At 52.3% G+C, this 15529-nt stretch carries 17 protein-coding genes and 1 pseudogene; 11 read left to right on the top strand and 7 right to left on the bottom strand.

Going from position 1 to position 15529, the window contains the following annotated elements:
* Nucleotides 1–30 precede the first annotated feature (30 nt).
* From Q4C79_RS00410 to purB, 3 genes are all read right to left on the bottom strand, one after another.
* Nucleotides 31–234 (bottom strand): hypothetical protein, encoded by a 204-nt coding sequence (locus Q4C79_RS00410; RefSeq protein WP_303089051.1) that lies wholly within the window; start codon nt 232–234, stop codon nt 31–33.
* A gap of 24 nt (nt 235–258) precedes the next feature.
* Nucleotides 259–768, bottom strand: a complete 510-nt coding sequence (locus Q4C79_RS00405) for a hypothetical protein (RefSeq protein ID WP_303089050.1) — start codon at nt 766–768, stop codon at nt 259–261.
* 708 nt (nt 769–1476) lie between these two features.
* A complete protein-coding gene (purB, locus tag Q4C79_RS00400; RefSeq protein WP_303089049.1) occupies nt 1477–2847 on the bottom strand; it encodes an adenylosuccinate lyase in 1371 nt (456 codons plus the stop codon).
* A gap of 138 nt (nt 2848–2985) precedes the next feature.
* Between purB and Q4C79_RS00395 the strand changes: the two are divergent.
* Nucleotides 2986–3192: pseudogene (locus tag Q4C79_RS00395) on the top strand (hypothetical protein).
* A 46-nt stretch (nt 3193–3238) separates the two neighbouring features.
* Here Q4C79_RS00395 and Q4C79_RS00390 read toward each other — a convergent pair.
* The 4 genes from Q4C79_RS00390 to Q4C79_RS00375 form a co-directional block, all read right to left on the bottom strand.
* Nucleotides 3239–4279: a sulfate ABC transporter substrate-binding protein gene (locus Q4C79_RS00390; RefSeq protein WP_303089048.1), complete on the bottom strand. Its 1041-nt coding sequence runs from the start codon at nt 4277–4279 to the stop codon at nt 3239–3241.
* Between the two features lie 236 nt (nt 4280–4515).
* The gene (prfH, locus tag Q4C79_RS00385; RefSeq protein WP_303089047.1) at nt 4516–5133 is read right to left on the bottom strand and encodes a peptide chain release factor H; all 618 of its coding nucleotides are present in this window, start codon (nt 5131–5133) and stop codon (nt 4516–4518) included.
* Nucleotides 5130–6275 (bottom strand): RNA ligase RtcB family protein, encoded by a 1146-nt coding sequence (locus Q4C79_RS00380; protein WP_303089046.1) that lies wholly within the window; start codon nt 6273–6275, stop codon nt 5130–5132. Before Q4C79_RS00380 ends, prfH begins: the two co-directional genes overlap by 4 nt.
* A gap of 488 nt (nt 6276–6763) precedes the next feature.
* Entirely contained in the window at nt 6764–7420 is a 657-nt protein-coding gene (locus Q4C79_RS00375) for a 4'-phosphopantetheinyl transferase superfamily protein (protein ID WP_303089045.1), read from the bottom strand.
* Nucleotides 7421–7506: 86 nt separating this feature from the next.
* Here Q4C79_RS00375 and Q4C79_RS00370 point away from each other — a divergent pair, with 86 nt between their 5' ends.
* The 10 genes from Q4C79_RS00370 to Q4C79_RS00325 all read left to right on the top strand — a co-directional run bounded on the left by Q4C79_RS00370 (nt 7507) and on the right by Q4C79_RS00325 (nt 15433).
* A complete protein-coding gene (locus Q4C79_RS00370; protein WP_303089076.1) occupies nt 7507–8241 on the top strand; it encodes a beta-ketoacyl synthase chain length factor in 735 nt (244 codons plus the stop codon).
* Complete coding sequence (locus Q4C79_RS00365) at nt 8238–8996, top strand: 1-acyl-sn-glycerol-3-phosphate acyltransferase (RefSeq protein ID WP_303089044.1); 759 nt, start codon at nt 8238–8240, stop codon at nt 8994–8996. Before Q4C79_RS00370 ends, Q4C79_RS00365 begins: the two co-directional genes overlap by 4 nt.
* Nucleotides 8993–9250 (top strand): phosphopantetheine-binding protein, encoded by a 258-nt coding sequence (locus tag Q4C79_RS00360; RefSeq protein ID WP_303089043.1) that lies wholly within the window; start codon nt 8993–8995, stop codon nt 9248–9250. The genes Q4C79_RS00365 and Q4C79_RS00360 overlap by 4 nt, the downstream gene beginning before the upstream one ends.
* Nucleotides 9251–9261: 11 nt before the next feature.
* A complete protein-coding gene (locus Q4C79_RS00355; RefSeq protein ID WP_303089042.1) occupies nt 9262–9507 on the top strand; it encodes an acyl carrier protein in 246 nt (81 codons plus the stop codon).
* Between the two features lie 98 nt (nt 9508–9605).
* Nucleotides 9606–10148: a hypothetical protein gene (locus Q4C79_RS00350; RefSeq protein ID WP_303089041.1), complete on the top strand. Its 543-nt coding sequence runs from the start codon at nt 9606–9608 to the stop codon at nt 10146–10148.
* A 235-nt stretch (nt 10149–10383) separates the two neighbouring features.
* Nucleotides 10384–12093: an AMP-binding protein gene (locus tag Q4C79_RS00345; protein WP_303089040.1), complete on the top strand. Its 1710-nt coding sequence runs from the start codon at nt 10384–10386 to the stop codon at nt 12091–12093.
* Between the two features lie 164 nt (nt 12094–12257).
* The gene (locus Q4C79_RS00340) at nt 12258–13286 is read left to right on the top strand and encodes a DUF4238 domain-containing protein (RefSeq protein WP_303089039.1); all 1029 of its coding nucleotides are present in this window, start codon (nt 12258–12260) and stop codon (nt 13284–13286) included.
* A 45-nt stretch (nt 13287–13331) separates the two neighbouring features.
* Nucleotides 13332–14066 carry a glycosyltransferase family 2 protein gene (locus Q4C79_RS00335; protein ID WP_303089038.1) on the top strand — a complete coding sequence of 245 codons (735 nt, stop codon included), beginning with the start codon at nt 13332–13334 and terminating at the stop codon, nt 14064–14066.
* Complete coding sequence (locus Q4C79_RS00330) at nt 14059–15003, top strand: glycosyl transferase family 2 (protein ID WP_303089075.1); 945 nt, start codon at nt 14059–14061, stop codon at nt 15001–15003. The genes Q4C79_RS00335 and Q4C79_RS00330 overlap by 8 nt, the downstream gene beginning before the upstream one ends.
* Nucleotides 14996–15433: a thioesterase family protein gene (locus tag Q4C79_RS00325; RefSeq protein WP_303089037.1), complete on the top strand. Its 438-nt coding sequence runs from the start codon at nt 14996–14998 to the stop codon at nt 15431–15433. The genes Q4C79_RS00330 and Q4C79_RS00325 overlap by 8 nt, the downstream gene beginning before the upstream one ends.
* Nucleotides 15434–15529: the final 96 nt, after the last annotated feature.

The following is a 15529-nucleotide window of genomic DNA, read 5'->3' as shown; positions in this document are numbered from 1 at the left end:
TAGGGCTTGATTGTAGGCAGTTTGGGCTTTCTAGGCTTGCTCTCTAAATAACGCAGATTTAGCCGCCAATCTGTCCGCTTCATTTGCATATTTTTTACTCTCAATAGTATATTTCCGCTGGTTATACTCCTGATACATAGTACTCGCTGCACCAGTTCCATTGAGAAAAATGCCAGAAAAGCTTTCATCGTTTACCACTGCTTGCGCATCTTTTGATTTAAAAGTTATTGTCATAATCAGCTCCCAAACAATTTAAAATTAAGAATTTTTTTTATAAAACAAATAGATAATAAGAAAAAAATTACTCATGATCCAACAATAATAAATAGAAGCATGTGTAAATATCAGCATATATACATTTGGATAATTAATTACGTGTGAGAGGCTAGACATAATCAAAAACCATAGCCAAAACAAATAAACCCATATCATTCCCTTATTAATAAAGTAAACAATAGTCGGTATCGCAGCAGAAGTAAGTTCCATAGGAAAAATTTCTCTCAGAAATGAATTTTTATTTTTTCCCAAATGATGAAATAGATCCAAACTTAACAAGCATCCTCCTGCTAAACCGCTAAAAATAGTAAGCAACAGGTTCCACTTATTACTTACATGACAATCACGAGCTAAAAAAAATATAAAAAACCCAACAAATATAAACAAAGTAAGTATAGAAATTTGTCTTAATGCAAATTTTTTTACCCTTACATCATACTTAATCAGCAGATTAATAAAACCACCTCTAAGAAACAAATCATCATATTTCATAAACTAATCAATTCTAAAAAAATAATAATCGCAGTTTTCAAGGCCGAATGTTTTTATCCCACAATCGAGATGCAGCAGATTTTTCAGGTCTGCTATACTTTTTATATCCTCCGCCAACCAATCATGTAATCTTCTCAAAATCACTTTCATTTTATGCAATTTGTTTATGCAATATAACAACCTTTGGATTTTTAATCAAATATTTTTAAGAAAACAATGCCTTTAGTTATTTATCGTACAGAAACGTTATAAAAATCACTTTTCCCGCAACAACGCCTGTCTGAAAACATCATTCAGGTAGGCATTGTTGATAAAAATTAAATTTAAATAGCATTTTTAAAAAATTTGAACCATTGAATAAAATCCGGCCATCGAATACGCCGAATTCAGCCTATCATGGTTTCATTTCACTTTCGTTGCGCTGCTGCGTCTTCATCCCGTTTAATAAAAATATAAAATGCCTGTCTGAAAACCTTGCTGCCTCTGTCGCCTTCAGGCAACCAACAGGGTTTTCAGACAGGCATTCTTAACACCTCCATAATATGTATAGCGGATTCAATGACTTTGCTACAAGGCGGCAAGCCTTTGCGAAAGTTAAGTTAATCCGCTATATATATTAAATTTAAAATAAGCGCTGCTTGATACAAAATGCCTGTCTGAAAGAATTTTTCAGACAGGCATGGTTGTTGGTATCGGAAAAGGCAAGCCTTAAATCCGTTTGGCCAGCTCTTCCGCTTTGCCTACATACAAGGCCGGGGTTAAGGCCAAAAGCTGCTGTTTGGCTGCGGCGGGAATCGCCAAATCTTCGATAAAGAGCTTCAGCACTTCCGGCGTGATGCCGTCTTTGCCGCGGGTAAGGTCTTTCAGTTTTTCATACGGGTTGGCGATACCGTAGCGGCGCATCACGGTTTGGATCGGTTCGGCCAGCAGTTCCCAAGTGGCGTCCAAATCGGCGGCCAGTGCGGCGGGGTTGGCTTCGAGTTTGTTCAAGCCGCGCAAGTGGGCGACCCAGCCCAATACGGTGTAGCCCGCGCCTACGCCCATATTGCGCAATACGGTGCTGTCGGTGAGGTCGCGCTGCCAGCGGGAAACCGGCAGTTTTTCCGCCAAAAAGCCCAATACGGCGTTGGCCATGCCCAGGTTGCCTTCGGAGTTTTCAAAATCAATCGGGTTGACTTTATGCGGCATGGTGGAAGAGCCGACTTCGCCGGCTTTTACTTTTTGTTTGAAGTAACCCAAAGAGATATAGCCCCACACATCGCGGTTGAAATCAATCAGGATGGTGTTGATGCGGCTGAGGGTTTGGAAAAATTCGGCCATATAGTCGTGCGGCTCGATCTGGATGGTATAGGGGTTGAAGCTCAGCCCTAAGCCGCTTTCTACGAAACGGCGGCAGTGGCTTTCCCAATCTACATCCGGGTAGGCTACCATATGGGCGTTGTAGTTGCCGACGGCGCCGTTGATTTTGCCGAGAAACTGTTGCGCTTCCAATTGCTTGATTTGGCGTTGCAAACGGAACAATACGTTGGCCACTTCTTTGCCTAAGGTGGTGGGGGTAGCCGGTTGGCCGTGGGTGCGGCTCATCATCGGTACGGCGGCCAAATCGTGTGCCATTTGCTGCAATTTGACGGTAATTTCGGCCAATTGCGGCAATAATACGGTTTCGCGCGCTTCTTGCAGCATCAAGGCGTGCGATAGGTTGTTGATGTCTTCGCTGGTGCAGGCAAAATGGATAAACTCGCTTACCGCCAGCACTTCCGGCACGCCGGCGAAACGTTCTTTGAGCCAGTATTCGATGGCTTTTACATCGTGGTTGGTGGTCGCTTCAATCGCTTTGACTGCGGCGGCGTCCTCCAAGGAAAAATGGGCGATCACTTCGTCGATTTCATCGAGGGTAAAGTCGCTGAAGGCGGGTACTTCGGTGATTTTCGGCTCGGCCGCCAACGCTTTGAGCCAGCCCAGCTCCACTTTCACCCGCGCCTTCATCAGGCCGTATTCGGAAAAAATCGGGCGCAGTGCTTCGACGGATTTGGCGTAACGCCCGTCCAGCGGGGAAAGGGCGGCGATGGAGTTAATCATTTCGGTTTCCTGTGTTGAAATTCAAAGGTTGGACGGATATTTAAGGCCTGCAATTATAACATCAGGCGGCGGAAGGGGTTTATGGTGAATTTAAGAAATGTACATTCGTCATGCTCGGGTTTGAACCGAATGAGACCTTTGCAAAACCCCCATCTGTGGCGCATTTCTGCGTTGTGTGCTGCTCGCTCGCTTGCCTAACCCCATGTTATGTCTGCGCTCGCTGCGCTGCTACGCCTTGAACTGCATCCACATCTGAGGGTTTTGCAAAGGTCTCCGAATATGACGAATTTCAGCAGATTTGGAGATATTCGGGCCAAGCCCGAATATGACGCTATGCCTGTCTGAAAACCCCAAGCCGCTTGCTTGCAGCTTGGGGCTTCGGGCTTATTGTTTATTTTTGCGGCGTATAAATCTGGTCGAACAGGCCGCCGTCGTCAAAGAAGCGTTTCTGCGCCTCTTGCCAGCCGCCGAATTCTTGGCCGATGGTTACCAGTTTCAAATCCGGAAACTGGTTTTTAAATTCGGCTTTCACTTTTTCATCGGCCGGCCGGAAAAAGTTTTTCGCAATCATACGCTGCGCATCTTCGCTATACAGATGTTTCAGGTATTCGGTCGCCACTTCGCGGGTACCTTTGCCATCGACCACCGAATCCACCACCGCCACCGGCGGTTCGCACAAAATCGATAAGCTGGGGGTAACGATTTCATATTCGCCGTTGGCTTCTTTCAGCGACAGATGCGCTTCGTTTTCCCACGCCAGCAACACGTCGCCCAGATTGCGCTGGGTAAACGAAATGGTAGAGGCGCGCGCGCCTGCGTCCATCACCGGCACCCGCTTGTACAATTCGCTGACAAACGCGCGCGCGGTTTCATCGCTGCCGCCGGGCTGGCTTTTCGCCCAAGCCCAGGCCGCCAGGAAGTTCCAGCGTGCGCCGCCGGAAGTTTTCGGATTGGGCGTAATCACCTGCACGTCGCCTTTTACCAAATCGCCCCAATCTTTGATGTTTTTCGGGTTACCCTTGCGCACCAAGAACACGATGGTCGAAGTATAAGGCGTGCTGTTGTGCGGCAGCGCCTTTTGCCAATCCGGTTTGATTAACTGCTTGCCGTCGCGGTTGAGCGAATCGATATCCGCCGCCAAAGCCAACGTAACCACATCGGCTTTCAAGCCGTTGCGCACCGCCAAGGCCTGCTTGCCCGAGCCGCCGTTGGATTGCTGGATCGCCACTTCCTGGCCGGTTTTCTGCTGCCAGTATTTTTGGAAGCTCTGGTTGTATTCCTGATAAAGCTCGCGGGTCGGATCGTAGGAAACATTCATCAAGCTTACTTTTTCTTTGGCCGCACCACTGCCTTGGCTGGCACCGTCTTGGCCGCAAGCGGCCAACAATAATGCCACCGAAAGCGACAAACCGAATTTACGGATAATTTTCATCACACACGCTCCTGATTTGAAATTTTCCGCAATATAACAAGCCGGCTATAAGATAAATAAATACTTTTTACTTCCTTCTTTATAACTGTTTGGCCACATCGGCTAAGAAATGCCTGTCTGAAACGATTAAATATAGTGGCTTAAATTCAGAATAGGGCAAGGCAACGCTGCATTATTCTGAATTTAAGCCACTAGCGTTTTCAGACAGGCATTTGAGTGCGGCCAAACCGGTGGATTTAACGCTCCTGAAAATCCCGACCGGCGAACACGCGGCGCGGGTTGCCGCGCTCCACCCGATAAAGCTCAGCGTGCTGGCTGGCTGCCGCTTCGGCCGCCTCTTTAGCACATTGTTCGGCGAGTTTTTGCATCAACAGCTCCCGCGCACGCTTCTTATTGGCATGCTGGCTGCGTTCGCTCTCCACCCGCACCGACAAACCGCTGGCGCTGTGGACGGCGCGCACGGCACTCTCGGTTTTGTTGACATACTGGCCGCCCTTGCCGCCGGCGCGGCAGGTTTGGAACACAATGCCGCTCTCTTGCGGCAACCCGGCAGGCTCAGGCAGGCGGAACACGCCGATATACCAGTTTTTGCGCGGGTGCTTGGGACGCAACGGGCTTTCGCTTATCCATTGCAGCGTGCCCAGCCAGCATTCAGACAGGCATTCGGCCTGCCCGCCGCTCAACAGCAGGCTGGCCGAAAAAATGCCGTATTTATCCGACGTTTCATCCAGTATTTCGGCATGCACGCCCTGCTCTGCCGCTTCGGCCAACAGTTTTTGCAGCACAAAACGGGCAAACAGCCGGCATTCGGCAGGGCCTTGCGCGGTGGAAATCAGTAAACGTACGCGGTTCATGCCTCACCTCCGCAACTGCCGCCGGTTTTATAAGTCAGCACCGGTTTGAAGCGCGCCACCACGCTGATTAAACCGGCATCGGATAATGCGCGGATAATGCTGTCAATATTCTTATAAGCTTGCGGCGCCTCTTCGTACACCAGCGCTTTGTCTTGGCAGATAACGATGCTGCCGAACGCCGTGCGGCGCAAGCTGTCGGCGGAATATTTGTGCGACAGCCGGCCTTTGCATTCGCTGCGCTGCCATTTTCGGCCGGCTCCGTACGCCAGCGAACGCAGCGCGCTTTCGGTGTCGGCGGCCGGTTGCACCAGATAGCTGTAATCGCCCCTCGAGCCGGGAATCATCACCAAACCGCAGTCGGCGGGCGTAGCGCCTTTGCGGTGCAGCCAGCCCTGCACACCGCCGATTTCGGCGGCCTGCAAAAAGTTGTGGTGAACGTCCAGCAGCATATTGCCTTCGGTACCCCAACGCGAGAACATGCGCTCGGCAATCAGGCGGCGGTTGGCGGCGGCAAAATCGAGCGCGGCCTGATGTTCGGCCAGATAAGCGACGGCTTCGGCGCTGTTTTCAGACAGGCCTTGGTGGCCGAAACGGGCGATATGGTTTTGCAAAATCTGCTGGCCCAAGCCGCGCGAACCGCTGTGTACCAGCAATTGCAACTTGTCCGCTTGCAAAGCGGGCGGCAACAGATCGCTGCGGTATACGCTGTCCAACATTTGCAGTTCGGCAAAATGATTGCCGCCGCCTATGGTGCCCAGTGCGCCTGTACTATCGGCCAACGCATCGGACGGCAGCAATTCGCGGATGCGCGGCAGCCAGCTTCCGTCCAAGGATTCGTCGATTTGGCCGAGCGTCTTGGCCAATTTGGCCGGTTTGGCTTTGTTGAGCGGCAAACCGGTCTGCCAGAAGGCCATGCCACAGCCGATGTCGTTGCCGATTAAAGCGGGATAGAAATGGCCGCTGCTGAAAAATGCGGCGCCTACCGGATAACCGCGCCCGGCGTGCAAATCGGGCATGCCGGCTACTTGGCGCATATGCGGCAGCCGGGCGGTGGTTTCGAGTTGTCGGATGGCATTGCCCTCCAACCAGGTATCGCTGTTGGCGATAATCAGGGGTTTGGAAAAATTGGTTTCTGTGCCCATGGGAAAAACTTTCTCTTCAAACGCTGTCAGGTATGGCGGGAAAACTTATTTTTGCCACCAGGCAGCAAGCCGCAGACAGGACAAGCCGTACCGAAAGGCCTAGCAACGCCGCGGCAGAAATAAAAATTTTCCGCTAATAGCACGGTTAAACGCGCCATTAATGACATCGTCTTTATATTAAGCAGGATGAAAGCAGCCCGATGCGGGCGACACAGAAATGAAGTGAGCGCCTTAAACGCGCGGGCTGCAAAGAGCGTGTGAGCGGGGAGATTGAATGCGAATCATGATGTGCTCCTTTCTTTGCAGTAAATAGATTAAATATGGCGGCTATTATAAGTAGAAAGGCAGAAAGAAACAAATTTATGCTAGTTTTTGATTTTTTCAAGCCAACGAAAAACGGTTTTCTGATAGACAAATCAGCCGCAAAAGATGATGGTACGGGCTTTGGCGGCTTTGTTGCATTTTGTATTCAGACAGGCCTCCAGCATTCAATGCCTGTCTGAAAAAAACTTTCCAGCCATATCGTTATCCATGGGAAAAAACGTTATCCCTTCCGGTTCTGGCCAACGACCCAAACAATTCCATTGCGGCTGCAAATTCTTTTCCGCCTGCCAAACCGCCGCCAGCACCCAATCGCCGCAACGTGCAGAAACGCCCTGCCACGCTTGCCCTGCGGCATAGAGGCCGATGCCGCCGTTTGCCTGCCACCTCAAACCGGCTTGGGGCAAATCGGCGGGAAAAGAGAGGCCGGCGGCTTTAATCATTGCTTCTTTCAAGCACCACAAACGGTAATAAGCTTCGGCCTGCCAACCGAATGCCGACAGCCATTGCCGCTCTTGCGGGCTGCAACACCATTGCGCCAATGCGGCAAAATCGCGCGGCTTGAGGTATTCGATGTCCACCCCCACCGCGCCCAAGCCGCTGCCTGCGGCCAATAAGGCGGCGCCGCGGCTGTGCGACAACGATAAAACCGGTGCGGCGGCCTGTTGTTTTAAAAAGCGGCTCACCTGCCAATCCGCCCGTTGCGCCAAGGCCGGATGTTTGTTGAGGCGCTGCCGGTCGCCCTCGTCCAAAGCTTGCGGCTGATAATGCGCGGCGCTGTCGGAACCGGCCAGCCAGAGTGGTAAGAAAGTTGTATTTGTCATGGCTTATCCTGTTTTGCGGTCGATTATAAAGAAGTGATGAGCATTTCCCTATATAATAAAACCACTTGTCTTTCCCTGTTTTGATGATGACCGCTTTTTCTTTCAAGCTCGCCGCCTGGCGCGCTTCTTGCCCTTATTTCAGCGATTCCGAACAATGGCGGCGTTGGGCTGCCGATGGCCAAATAGATACGGCCGCCGCACACCAGCCCGGGCTGGCTTTTCTGCCGGCCATGCAGCGCCGCCGCCTGTCGTCCTCCGCCCGTTTGATGTTTGATGCGGCTTGGCCGCTGGCCGAGGCGTTTCCGAACTGCCCGCTGGTATTCGCCTCGCACGACGGCGAAATCAACCGCAGCTTCGAATTGTGGCTGTCGCTGTTGCGCGAGCAAACGGTGTCGCCCGCCTCGTTCGGTTTGTCGGTGCACAACGCATTGGCCGGGCAGTGGTCTATGCTGCGGCAAGATATGAGCGAAAACACCGCGCTGGCAGCGGATGAAGACAGCTTGGAGAGCGCGCTGGCCGAAGCTTATGCGCTGTTACAGGAAGGGGCGGACAAGGTTTGGGTGGTGCTGGCAGACGAGCCTTTGCACCGAGAATATGCCGTTGCCGCCGAGCGCGCGCCGTTTGCCCATGCACTGGCGATGGTGTTGGAAGCGGGCGACGATTACCGCATCAGCCTGCTGAAACCGGATGCCGAAAAAGAAAATCCGCCGCGCAGCCCGTATTGGGGCGCACTCGAATGGATACGTTTTATGCTTTCAGACAGGCATCAATGGGAAAGATACGGCAGCAAACGCCGCTGGTTGTGGCAGAAAAACCCATGAAATCATTGAACTATTACCGCCGCTTTATCGCCACGACTTTTGCCTTCGTCTTATTCGGCGTAGTCGGCGTATTACTGAAAATCGTGTTGCTGCCCTATACCCTGAACCCCAAGCGCAACGATGCGGCGCACCAAATGCAGGCACGGCGGCTGATCGGCGGCGTATGGAAATGGTTTACCCATTATATGATTTGGTCGGGCATTCTCACCGTACGCTTCAACGGCTTGGAAAAACTCGGCCGCCCGGGGCAGCTGGTATTGTCCAACCATCCTTCTTTGATTGACGTGGTGTTGCTGATCGGCCAAGTGCCCGAGTTAAACTGCATCGTAAAAAAAGATTTGCTGAAAAACCCTTCGATGAAAAGCCAGATTATCGCCAACGGCTATATTGCCAACGACGAATCGATGGAAATGATGGAGGAAGTCGATGCCGTGCTCAAAAGCGGGCAGAGCCTGCTGGTATTCCCCGAAGGTACGCGTACCGGCTGGGACGGCGAAATCCGCCTGCACCGGGGTGCGGTTTCATTAGGCCTGCGCAGCGCCCGGGTGATTACCCCGGTAGTCATCAAAATGAATCCGCCCAATTTCAAAAAAGGCCAGCCTTGGTATAAAATTCCGGCACGCACCATCCATTACGAAATCACCGTCGGCGAAGACATCCATCCGCAGGATTGGCTGGCCGAAAAACCGCTGCCCATCGCCGCCCGGCGTTTGAACGCTTATTTACAAAACTATTTCATGCGAGAAACAACATGACCCTGGAAACACAAATCAAACAAATGATTATCGACAGCCTCGGCTTGGAAGACATCACTGCCGAAGATATCGAAACCGATGCCCCCCTGTTCGGCGACGACGGCCTGGGGCTGGATTCGGTAGACGCGCTGGAGCTGGGCTTGGCGGTACAAAAAACCTTCAAGCTCCAGCTCGACGGCGAAAAAGACAAATTGCGCGAGCATTTCACCAGCGTGAAAACTCTGGCCGATTTCGTGCGCAGCCGCCAAGCCTGAAAGGAATGACGATGACCGAACAAGAAATCCGCAAAATCCTTACCGATGCCTTGGTGAACCTGTTTGAAATCGAACCCGAGCGCATCAAACCCGAAACCAATCTTTATGAAGATCTGGAAATCGACAGCATCGATGCCATCGACCTCATCGACCACATCAAACGCGAAACCGGCCGCAAACTGAAAGCCGACGATTTCCGCAATGTGCGCACGGTGGACGACGTGGTACAAGCCGTGCTGCGGATAGACGGCGAATAAATCCGCAGCTCAGTTGTATCCCCGCTTTGTTCAAACGGCTTTGAATCTGAAAAACAGCAGTCCGGCAAACCGCCGGGCTTTTCCTTTCGATTGATCCCATGCTCAAACCCATCGGCCAAATCCTACTGGTTCTGCTCAGCCTCTCTTATCCGCTGTTGTGGTATTACGGCCGCGAACAAGGCATCTTTTTCTGGCTGGCCGCCGCCATGTGCGGCCTGTGGCTGATACGCGCCGCTTTGCAGAAAACCCGCGCCCAAAAAACGGTTTCATTATTGCTGGCCGCTTTCTTCGCCGCCGTGATCCTGTTGCGCCAACCCGATTCCATGTATTGGTATCCCGTGGCCGTTTCCCTGCTGATGCTCGCCGTGTTCGGCGCCAGCCTGTTTGCCGAACAAACCCTGATCGAACGCCTCGCCCGCCTGCAACACCCCGACCTGCCGCCCGAAGGCGTGCGCTATACCCGCCTCGTTACCCGAATCTGGTGCGGCTTTTTTATCTTCAACGCCGCCGCCGCCGCGCTGCTGGCATGGTCGGGCAAGCACGAATGGTGGGCGATTTATACCGGTATTGTTTCGTATATATTGATGGGCGTGCTGTTTGCGGGGGAGTGGGTTTACCGCAAAGCGGTATTGAAGATTTGAGGCCTGTCTGAAACGCTTATTGCCAACCACGATAACCGTTCCGTCATACCCGTGCCTGACTCGGAGATAATATATGTCATTATTCTGAAGTGGGTTAGCCGCAGAATATAACAAACGGGTTTTCAGACAGGCATTTATCCCATTGGCAAACAAAATGTTTTAATATATTTTCCAAGCAATGAAACCATTTTCCTGTTTGGTTCCCGTTTTAACCGGCTGATAAAAAGTTTAAACCATGCGTCTCACCCACATTCTCTCGCCCGATCTTCCGCAAGCACACCTGATCGCCGCCCATCCGAATTGGACGCGTGCCGATTTCAACCGTGCCGTCTTCATTATTTCCCGCCGCCTGCAAACACAAAACATCCGAAGCGCCACCTTGTGGTTTGAAGACGCCGCGCTATTCGCCTGCGCGATGCTGGCTGCGTGGCATGCGGGGGCGCGGGTGTTGCTGCCGCCGAATCTGGCGCGGGAAAACGCGGCTTGGGGCGGCACTGCGGATATCTGGCTGACCGATGCGCCGCATGAAAAAGCGTTTTCAGACGGCCTCGAAAACCAGGTTTGGGATATCCGCACCTTGTTGGAAGCCGTGCCGCCCGAAGCCGAAACGCCGGCAGATTGGCAGATTGCTGCAGATTCGGAAGCCTGTCTGAAAACCTCCGGCTCCAGCGGCGAAGCGCAGATTATGGTGAAAACCGCCGCGCAGATGGAGGCCGAAGCGACGGCATTGGCCGAAGCCGTGCCGTTTGCGCGCGAAAACCCCGTTGTTGTCGGCAGCGTCAGCCCGCAGCATATGTATGGCTTCACCTTCCGTTTCGCGCTGCCGCTCACGATGGGCTGGACGCTCGATAGGCCGCAGAATGTGTATCCCGAAACCCTGCTGGCCGCGGCCGCCGCTTATGAAAAAACGCTGTGGATCGCCAGCCCGGCGGTGCTGAACCGTTTGGGCGAAGCGCGCAACTGGCAGGCCTTGCAGGGCAGAGTTGCGGGCATCGTGTCGGCCGGCGGCGTGCTGCCCGAAGCCACTGCCGATTTATTGGAACAACACGCCGTGCGGCCTTTTGAAATCTACGGCAGCACCGAAACCGGCGTGATCGCCTCGCGCCGGTTGGGGCGGGCATGGCAGCCGTTTGCCGCCGTTGCCGTCGGCCAAAGCGAAGAGGGAGCCTTGTGGGCCGAATCGCCGTGGACGGCGGGCCGCTTCCAAACCGCCGACTTAATCGAGCCGCAGGCAGAGGGCTTTTTATTGCTCGGCCGCCGCGACCGTATCATCAAATTCGAAGACAAACGCGTGTCGCTCAACCAAATCGAAAACGACCTGCTCGCCCACGAATGGGTGGCCGATGCTTTCTGCGCCCCGCACCCGCAGCACAAGCGGGTGGCTGTGTGGGCGGCGCTGAATGCCGCAGGCATCGAAGCCTTGCGGGACAAGGGCCGGGCGCAGGTGGCCGCCGCGCTGAAAACGCACTTGGCCGCCACGCAGGACACCGTTGCCCTGCCGCGCTACTGGCGGTTTGCCGCCGAGCTGCCGCGCAACGCGCAATCGAAAATTACCGCCGCCGATTTTCAGACGGCCTTCACGCAGGCACAAACCGCACCCGAATGGCGGGAATGCCTGTCTGAACCCCCCGCTGTTTACCGCTTCGAAGGCCGCGTGCCGCTGGACTTGGCATATTTCGGCGGCCACTTCGCCAATTTTCCGCTGGTGCCCGGCGTAATCGAATTGCAATGGGTGCGCGATTTGGCCGCGCGCTTCGACTGGGGCCGCCGCAGCATCGTGCGCGTGGAAAACCTGAAATACCAGCAGTTCGTGCGCCCGAACGACACCGTGTCTGCCGAGCTGAAATACGATGCCGACAAAGGCAAATTGACGTTTAAGCTGGAAAACGGCGAAGCGGCATGCGCTTCGGGACGGATTGTGTTTGGGACGTTTGAGGCCGTCTGAAAGGTTAGTGGTAGGTTGGGTTAGCCGTAGGCGTAACCCAACAATCCGTTTTTCAGACGGCCTGTTGAACAGTTCGGATATGTTGTTGGGTTACGCCTACGGCTAACCCAACCTACAACGCTGAATAATATCTCGTATATCTTATTGAAATGGAAGGAATGCACATGGCAGGGAAAAGGCAGCACTATATTCCACAATTTTTGCAACGTGGCTTTGCCATTGAAGGCGATAAGAAAAAAGCTTTTGTGATACGGGCTGGAAAGGCAGCTTACTTATCTAATATTCAAGATATTGGTGTTGAAGGATATTTTTATACAGAAGGAGAAGATGTACTTGTTGACGATTTGATTACTGAAGAAGAAAATTTAATTGCACCAATTATTAATGACTTTCGGACTTGTCTAAATGGGGAAGTTTTGCCTAGTGAATCAGCAGCTAAAATAGTAGCTCACTTTGAGATAAGAACTAGGCACCTAAGAATGAATTATCTTCAGGGAATTAAAAATATGGTACAACAAATTTCTCGTATTTTTTTTGAAGATGAAAAAAATTTTTTTACTTATTTAAGAAATCAAATTATCAATGATAATAATTTTATAGCAGAACAAATAAATTCATATGGTATGATTCCAAATCATCAAAAAAAAATGTGGATAGAAATAATTAAAAGAAATCCAGATTTAATCATTCAAAATCTCCCTAAGGATTTATTAATAGATATGGCCAAACGATTAAGGCAGGAATTTTCTGATGATTACTTAATTAAAAAAATAAAAGAAGGACATATTAAAGCTTTAAAACAGACAATTGCTCCTGATGAAAAAATAGCTATTTTTTCTAAGTTAAGCTTTAAAATTGTAGAAATTAAAGATAAATTATTTTTAGGGGATTCTATTGTTGTTTTTGTAAATTCAGAGGGAAGATGGAGGCCTTTTTATGAAAAAGGTGATAAATTAAAGTCAATCGTTATTCCCTTAAGCAAAAATAAATATCTATTTGGGACGATTGATAAGACAGACCGTACTTACCCTAGTGAGCAATTACGAAAAATGCTTGCTTCATGTTCCTTAGAATTTCTCATCTCTCCAGAAAAGGAGCTGGGTGAGAAATATAGTACCCAAATAGGTAGTCATGCAGATATTTTATCTCAAGATCGGGCATCTCAATTATTGAAAGAAATATTAGAAGAATAAATTTTAATTATAGGAAAATGATAAATTTTATTGCTGGATAAACTTGTGAAAACCCTAGCCCTTATCCCCCACTACAACCACCCGGCCACCATCGCCCGGGTGGCCGAAGCGGTGCGCGCTTTCGGTTTGGACGTTTTAATCGTTGACGACGGCTCGCGGGCGGACTGCAGGCCGGTGTTGGAAGAAACGGCGCGGCGGCAAGGCGTGGCGGTGCTGTACCGCGCGGCCAACGGCGGTAAGGGGGCGGCGGTGAAAGACGGTTTGGCTTATGCCGAACAACACGGCTACACCCATGTGTTGCAGGTGGATGCCGATGCGCAGCATTGTTTGGACGACACCGCCAAGCTGCTGGCCGCCGCCGCGCAAAACCCCGAAGCGGTGGTGTGCGGCTGGCCGCAATACGGCGCCGATGCGCCCAAAGCACGGCTTTACGGCCGCAAAATCACCGATTTTTGGAATATGGTGCACACTTGGTCAACCGACATCAAAGACGGCATGTGCGGTTTCCGCCTCTATCCGCTCGCCGCCGCGCTGGCCGTGGTGCGCGAAGAGCATGTGGGCGAGCGTATGGATTTCGACACCGAAATCTTAATCCGCCTCTATTGGCGCGGGGTGAAACCGGTGTGGGTGAAAACGCCGGTGCAATACGCCGAGGGCGGCGTGTCGCATTTCCGCGCTTTTGAAGACAATGTGTTAATCAGCAAAATGCATGCCCGCCTGTTTTGCGAAATGGTGTGGCGGCGCACTTTCGGCAAAAGGCCGTCTGAAAACCATGAATAAACCGACTTCCGATTCCGAACACTGGGCGGCGCAAAACGAACGCGGCAACCGTTTGTTTTTGGGCATCACCACGCTGATGGTGCGCCACCTGCCCGCGTGGCTGATGAACCCGTGCATCTGGTTTGTGGTGCTGTATTTTTACGCCACTGCGCCCAAGCAGCGGCGCAATATCGCGCGCTATCAGGCAAGGCTTCAGACGGCCTTTCCCGATGCCGTGCTGCCGCAGCGGCTGCCCGTGTTCAAACAGTTTGTGGCGTTCGGCGGGGCGGTGTGCGACCGCTTTGCCGTGTGGCAGCGCAAAATCCGCTACGAAGATTTGGTGTTGGAAGACCCGGATAATGTGTATGCGCTGATTGGCGACCGCAGCCTGCGCGGGCAGATTTTCGTTTGCTCGCACGTGGGCAATGTGGAAGTGTGCCGCGCGCTGGTGTCGCACCATCAGGGCTTCAAGCTCAACGTGCTGGTGCACAGCCGCCATGCCGAAGCCTTTAACGAAGCGCTGCAAAAAGCCGGTGCCGACCGCATCCAGACGATACAGGTAACCGATTTGGACGCGGCGCTGATGATGGAGTTGCACCGCCGCATCGATGCGGGCGAATGGCTGGCGGTGGCCGCCGACCGCGTGCCGGTGCGCGGCGAAAAAACCGTGCCGGTATCCTTTCTCGGCAGCCCCGCCGATATGCCGCAGGGCGCCTGGCTCTTGGCGGGGCTGCTGAAAACCCGCGTACACACGCTGTTCTGCATCAAGCAAAACGGCCGCTACCATCTGAAACTGAGCCGTTTTTTAGACGCAACCGACTGGAAGCGGGGCGGGCGCAACGCCGCCGTGGCCGCCGCCGCACAGCGTTTTGCCGATGTTTTGGCGCAGGAATGCGCGCGAAACCCGCTGCAATGGTTTAATTTTTACGATTTTTGGAACGACGCAAACAATGGCTAAACATATTTATTGCCGCCACAGTATAGAATTGGAAGTGCCTTTTTTCGATGTTGACGCGATGCACATCGTGTGGCACGGCCATTATGTGAAATACCTCGAAGTGGCGCGCTGCGCCTTCTTGAGCGCCATCGGCTACGACTATAACGAAATGGGCCGGCAGGGTTTCAGCTGGCCGGTGGTGCAGATGAACCTGAAATATGTGAAGCCCGCCCGCTTCGGCCAGCATATCCGCGTAGAAGCGGCGGTGGTGGAAATCGAAAGCTGCCTGCGTATCGACTACACCATTACAGATATCGAAAGCGGCGCGAAGCTCACCAAAGCCTCCACCACCCAAGTGGCGGTGTCGCTCGAAAACGGCGAAATGCAGTTTCAAACGCCGGAAAGCTGGCTCTCCGCCGTGCAACGCCATCCCACGTTTGAGGCCGTCTGAAAAAGCATTCGGGCGGCGGCATGATTTGAAGAATGTTTCCTGCCGTTTGAAGAAATCTACCGAGAAATTCAACCGTTTCTGAAATTCAACCGTTTT

This window comes from Neisseria sp., from assembly GCF_030523955.1.
Taxonomy (GTDB): domain Bacteria; phylum Pseudomonadota; class Gammaproteobacteria; order Burkholderiales; family Neisseriaceae; genus Neisseria.
The sequence above is the reverse complement of the archived record's forward strand: the minus strand, read 5'-3'. Positions and strand labels throughout refer to the sequence as shown.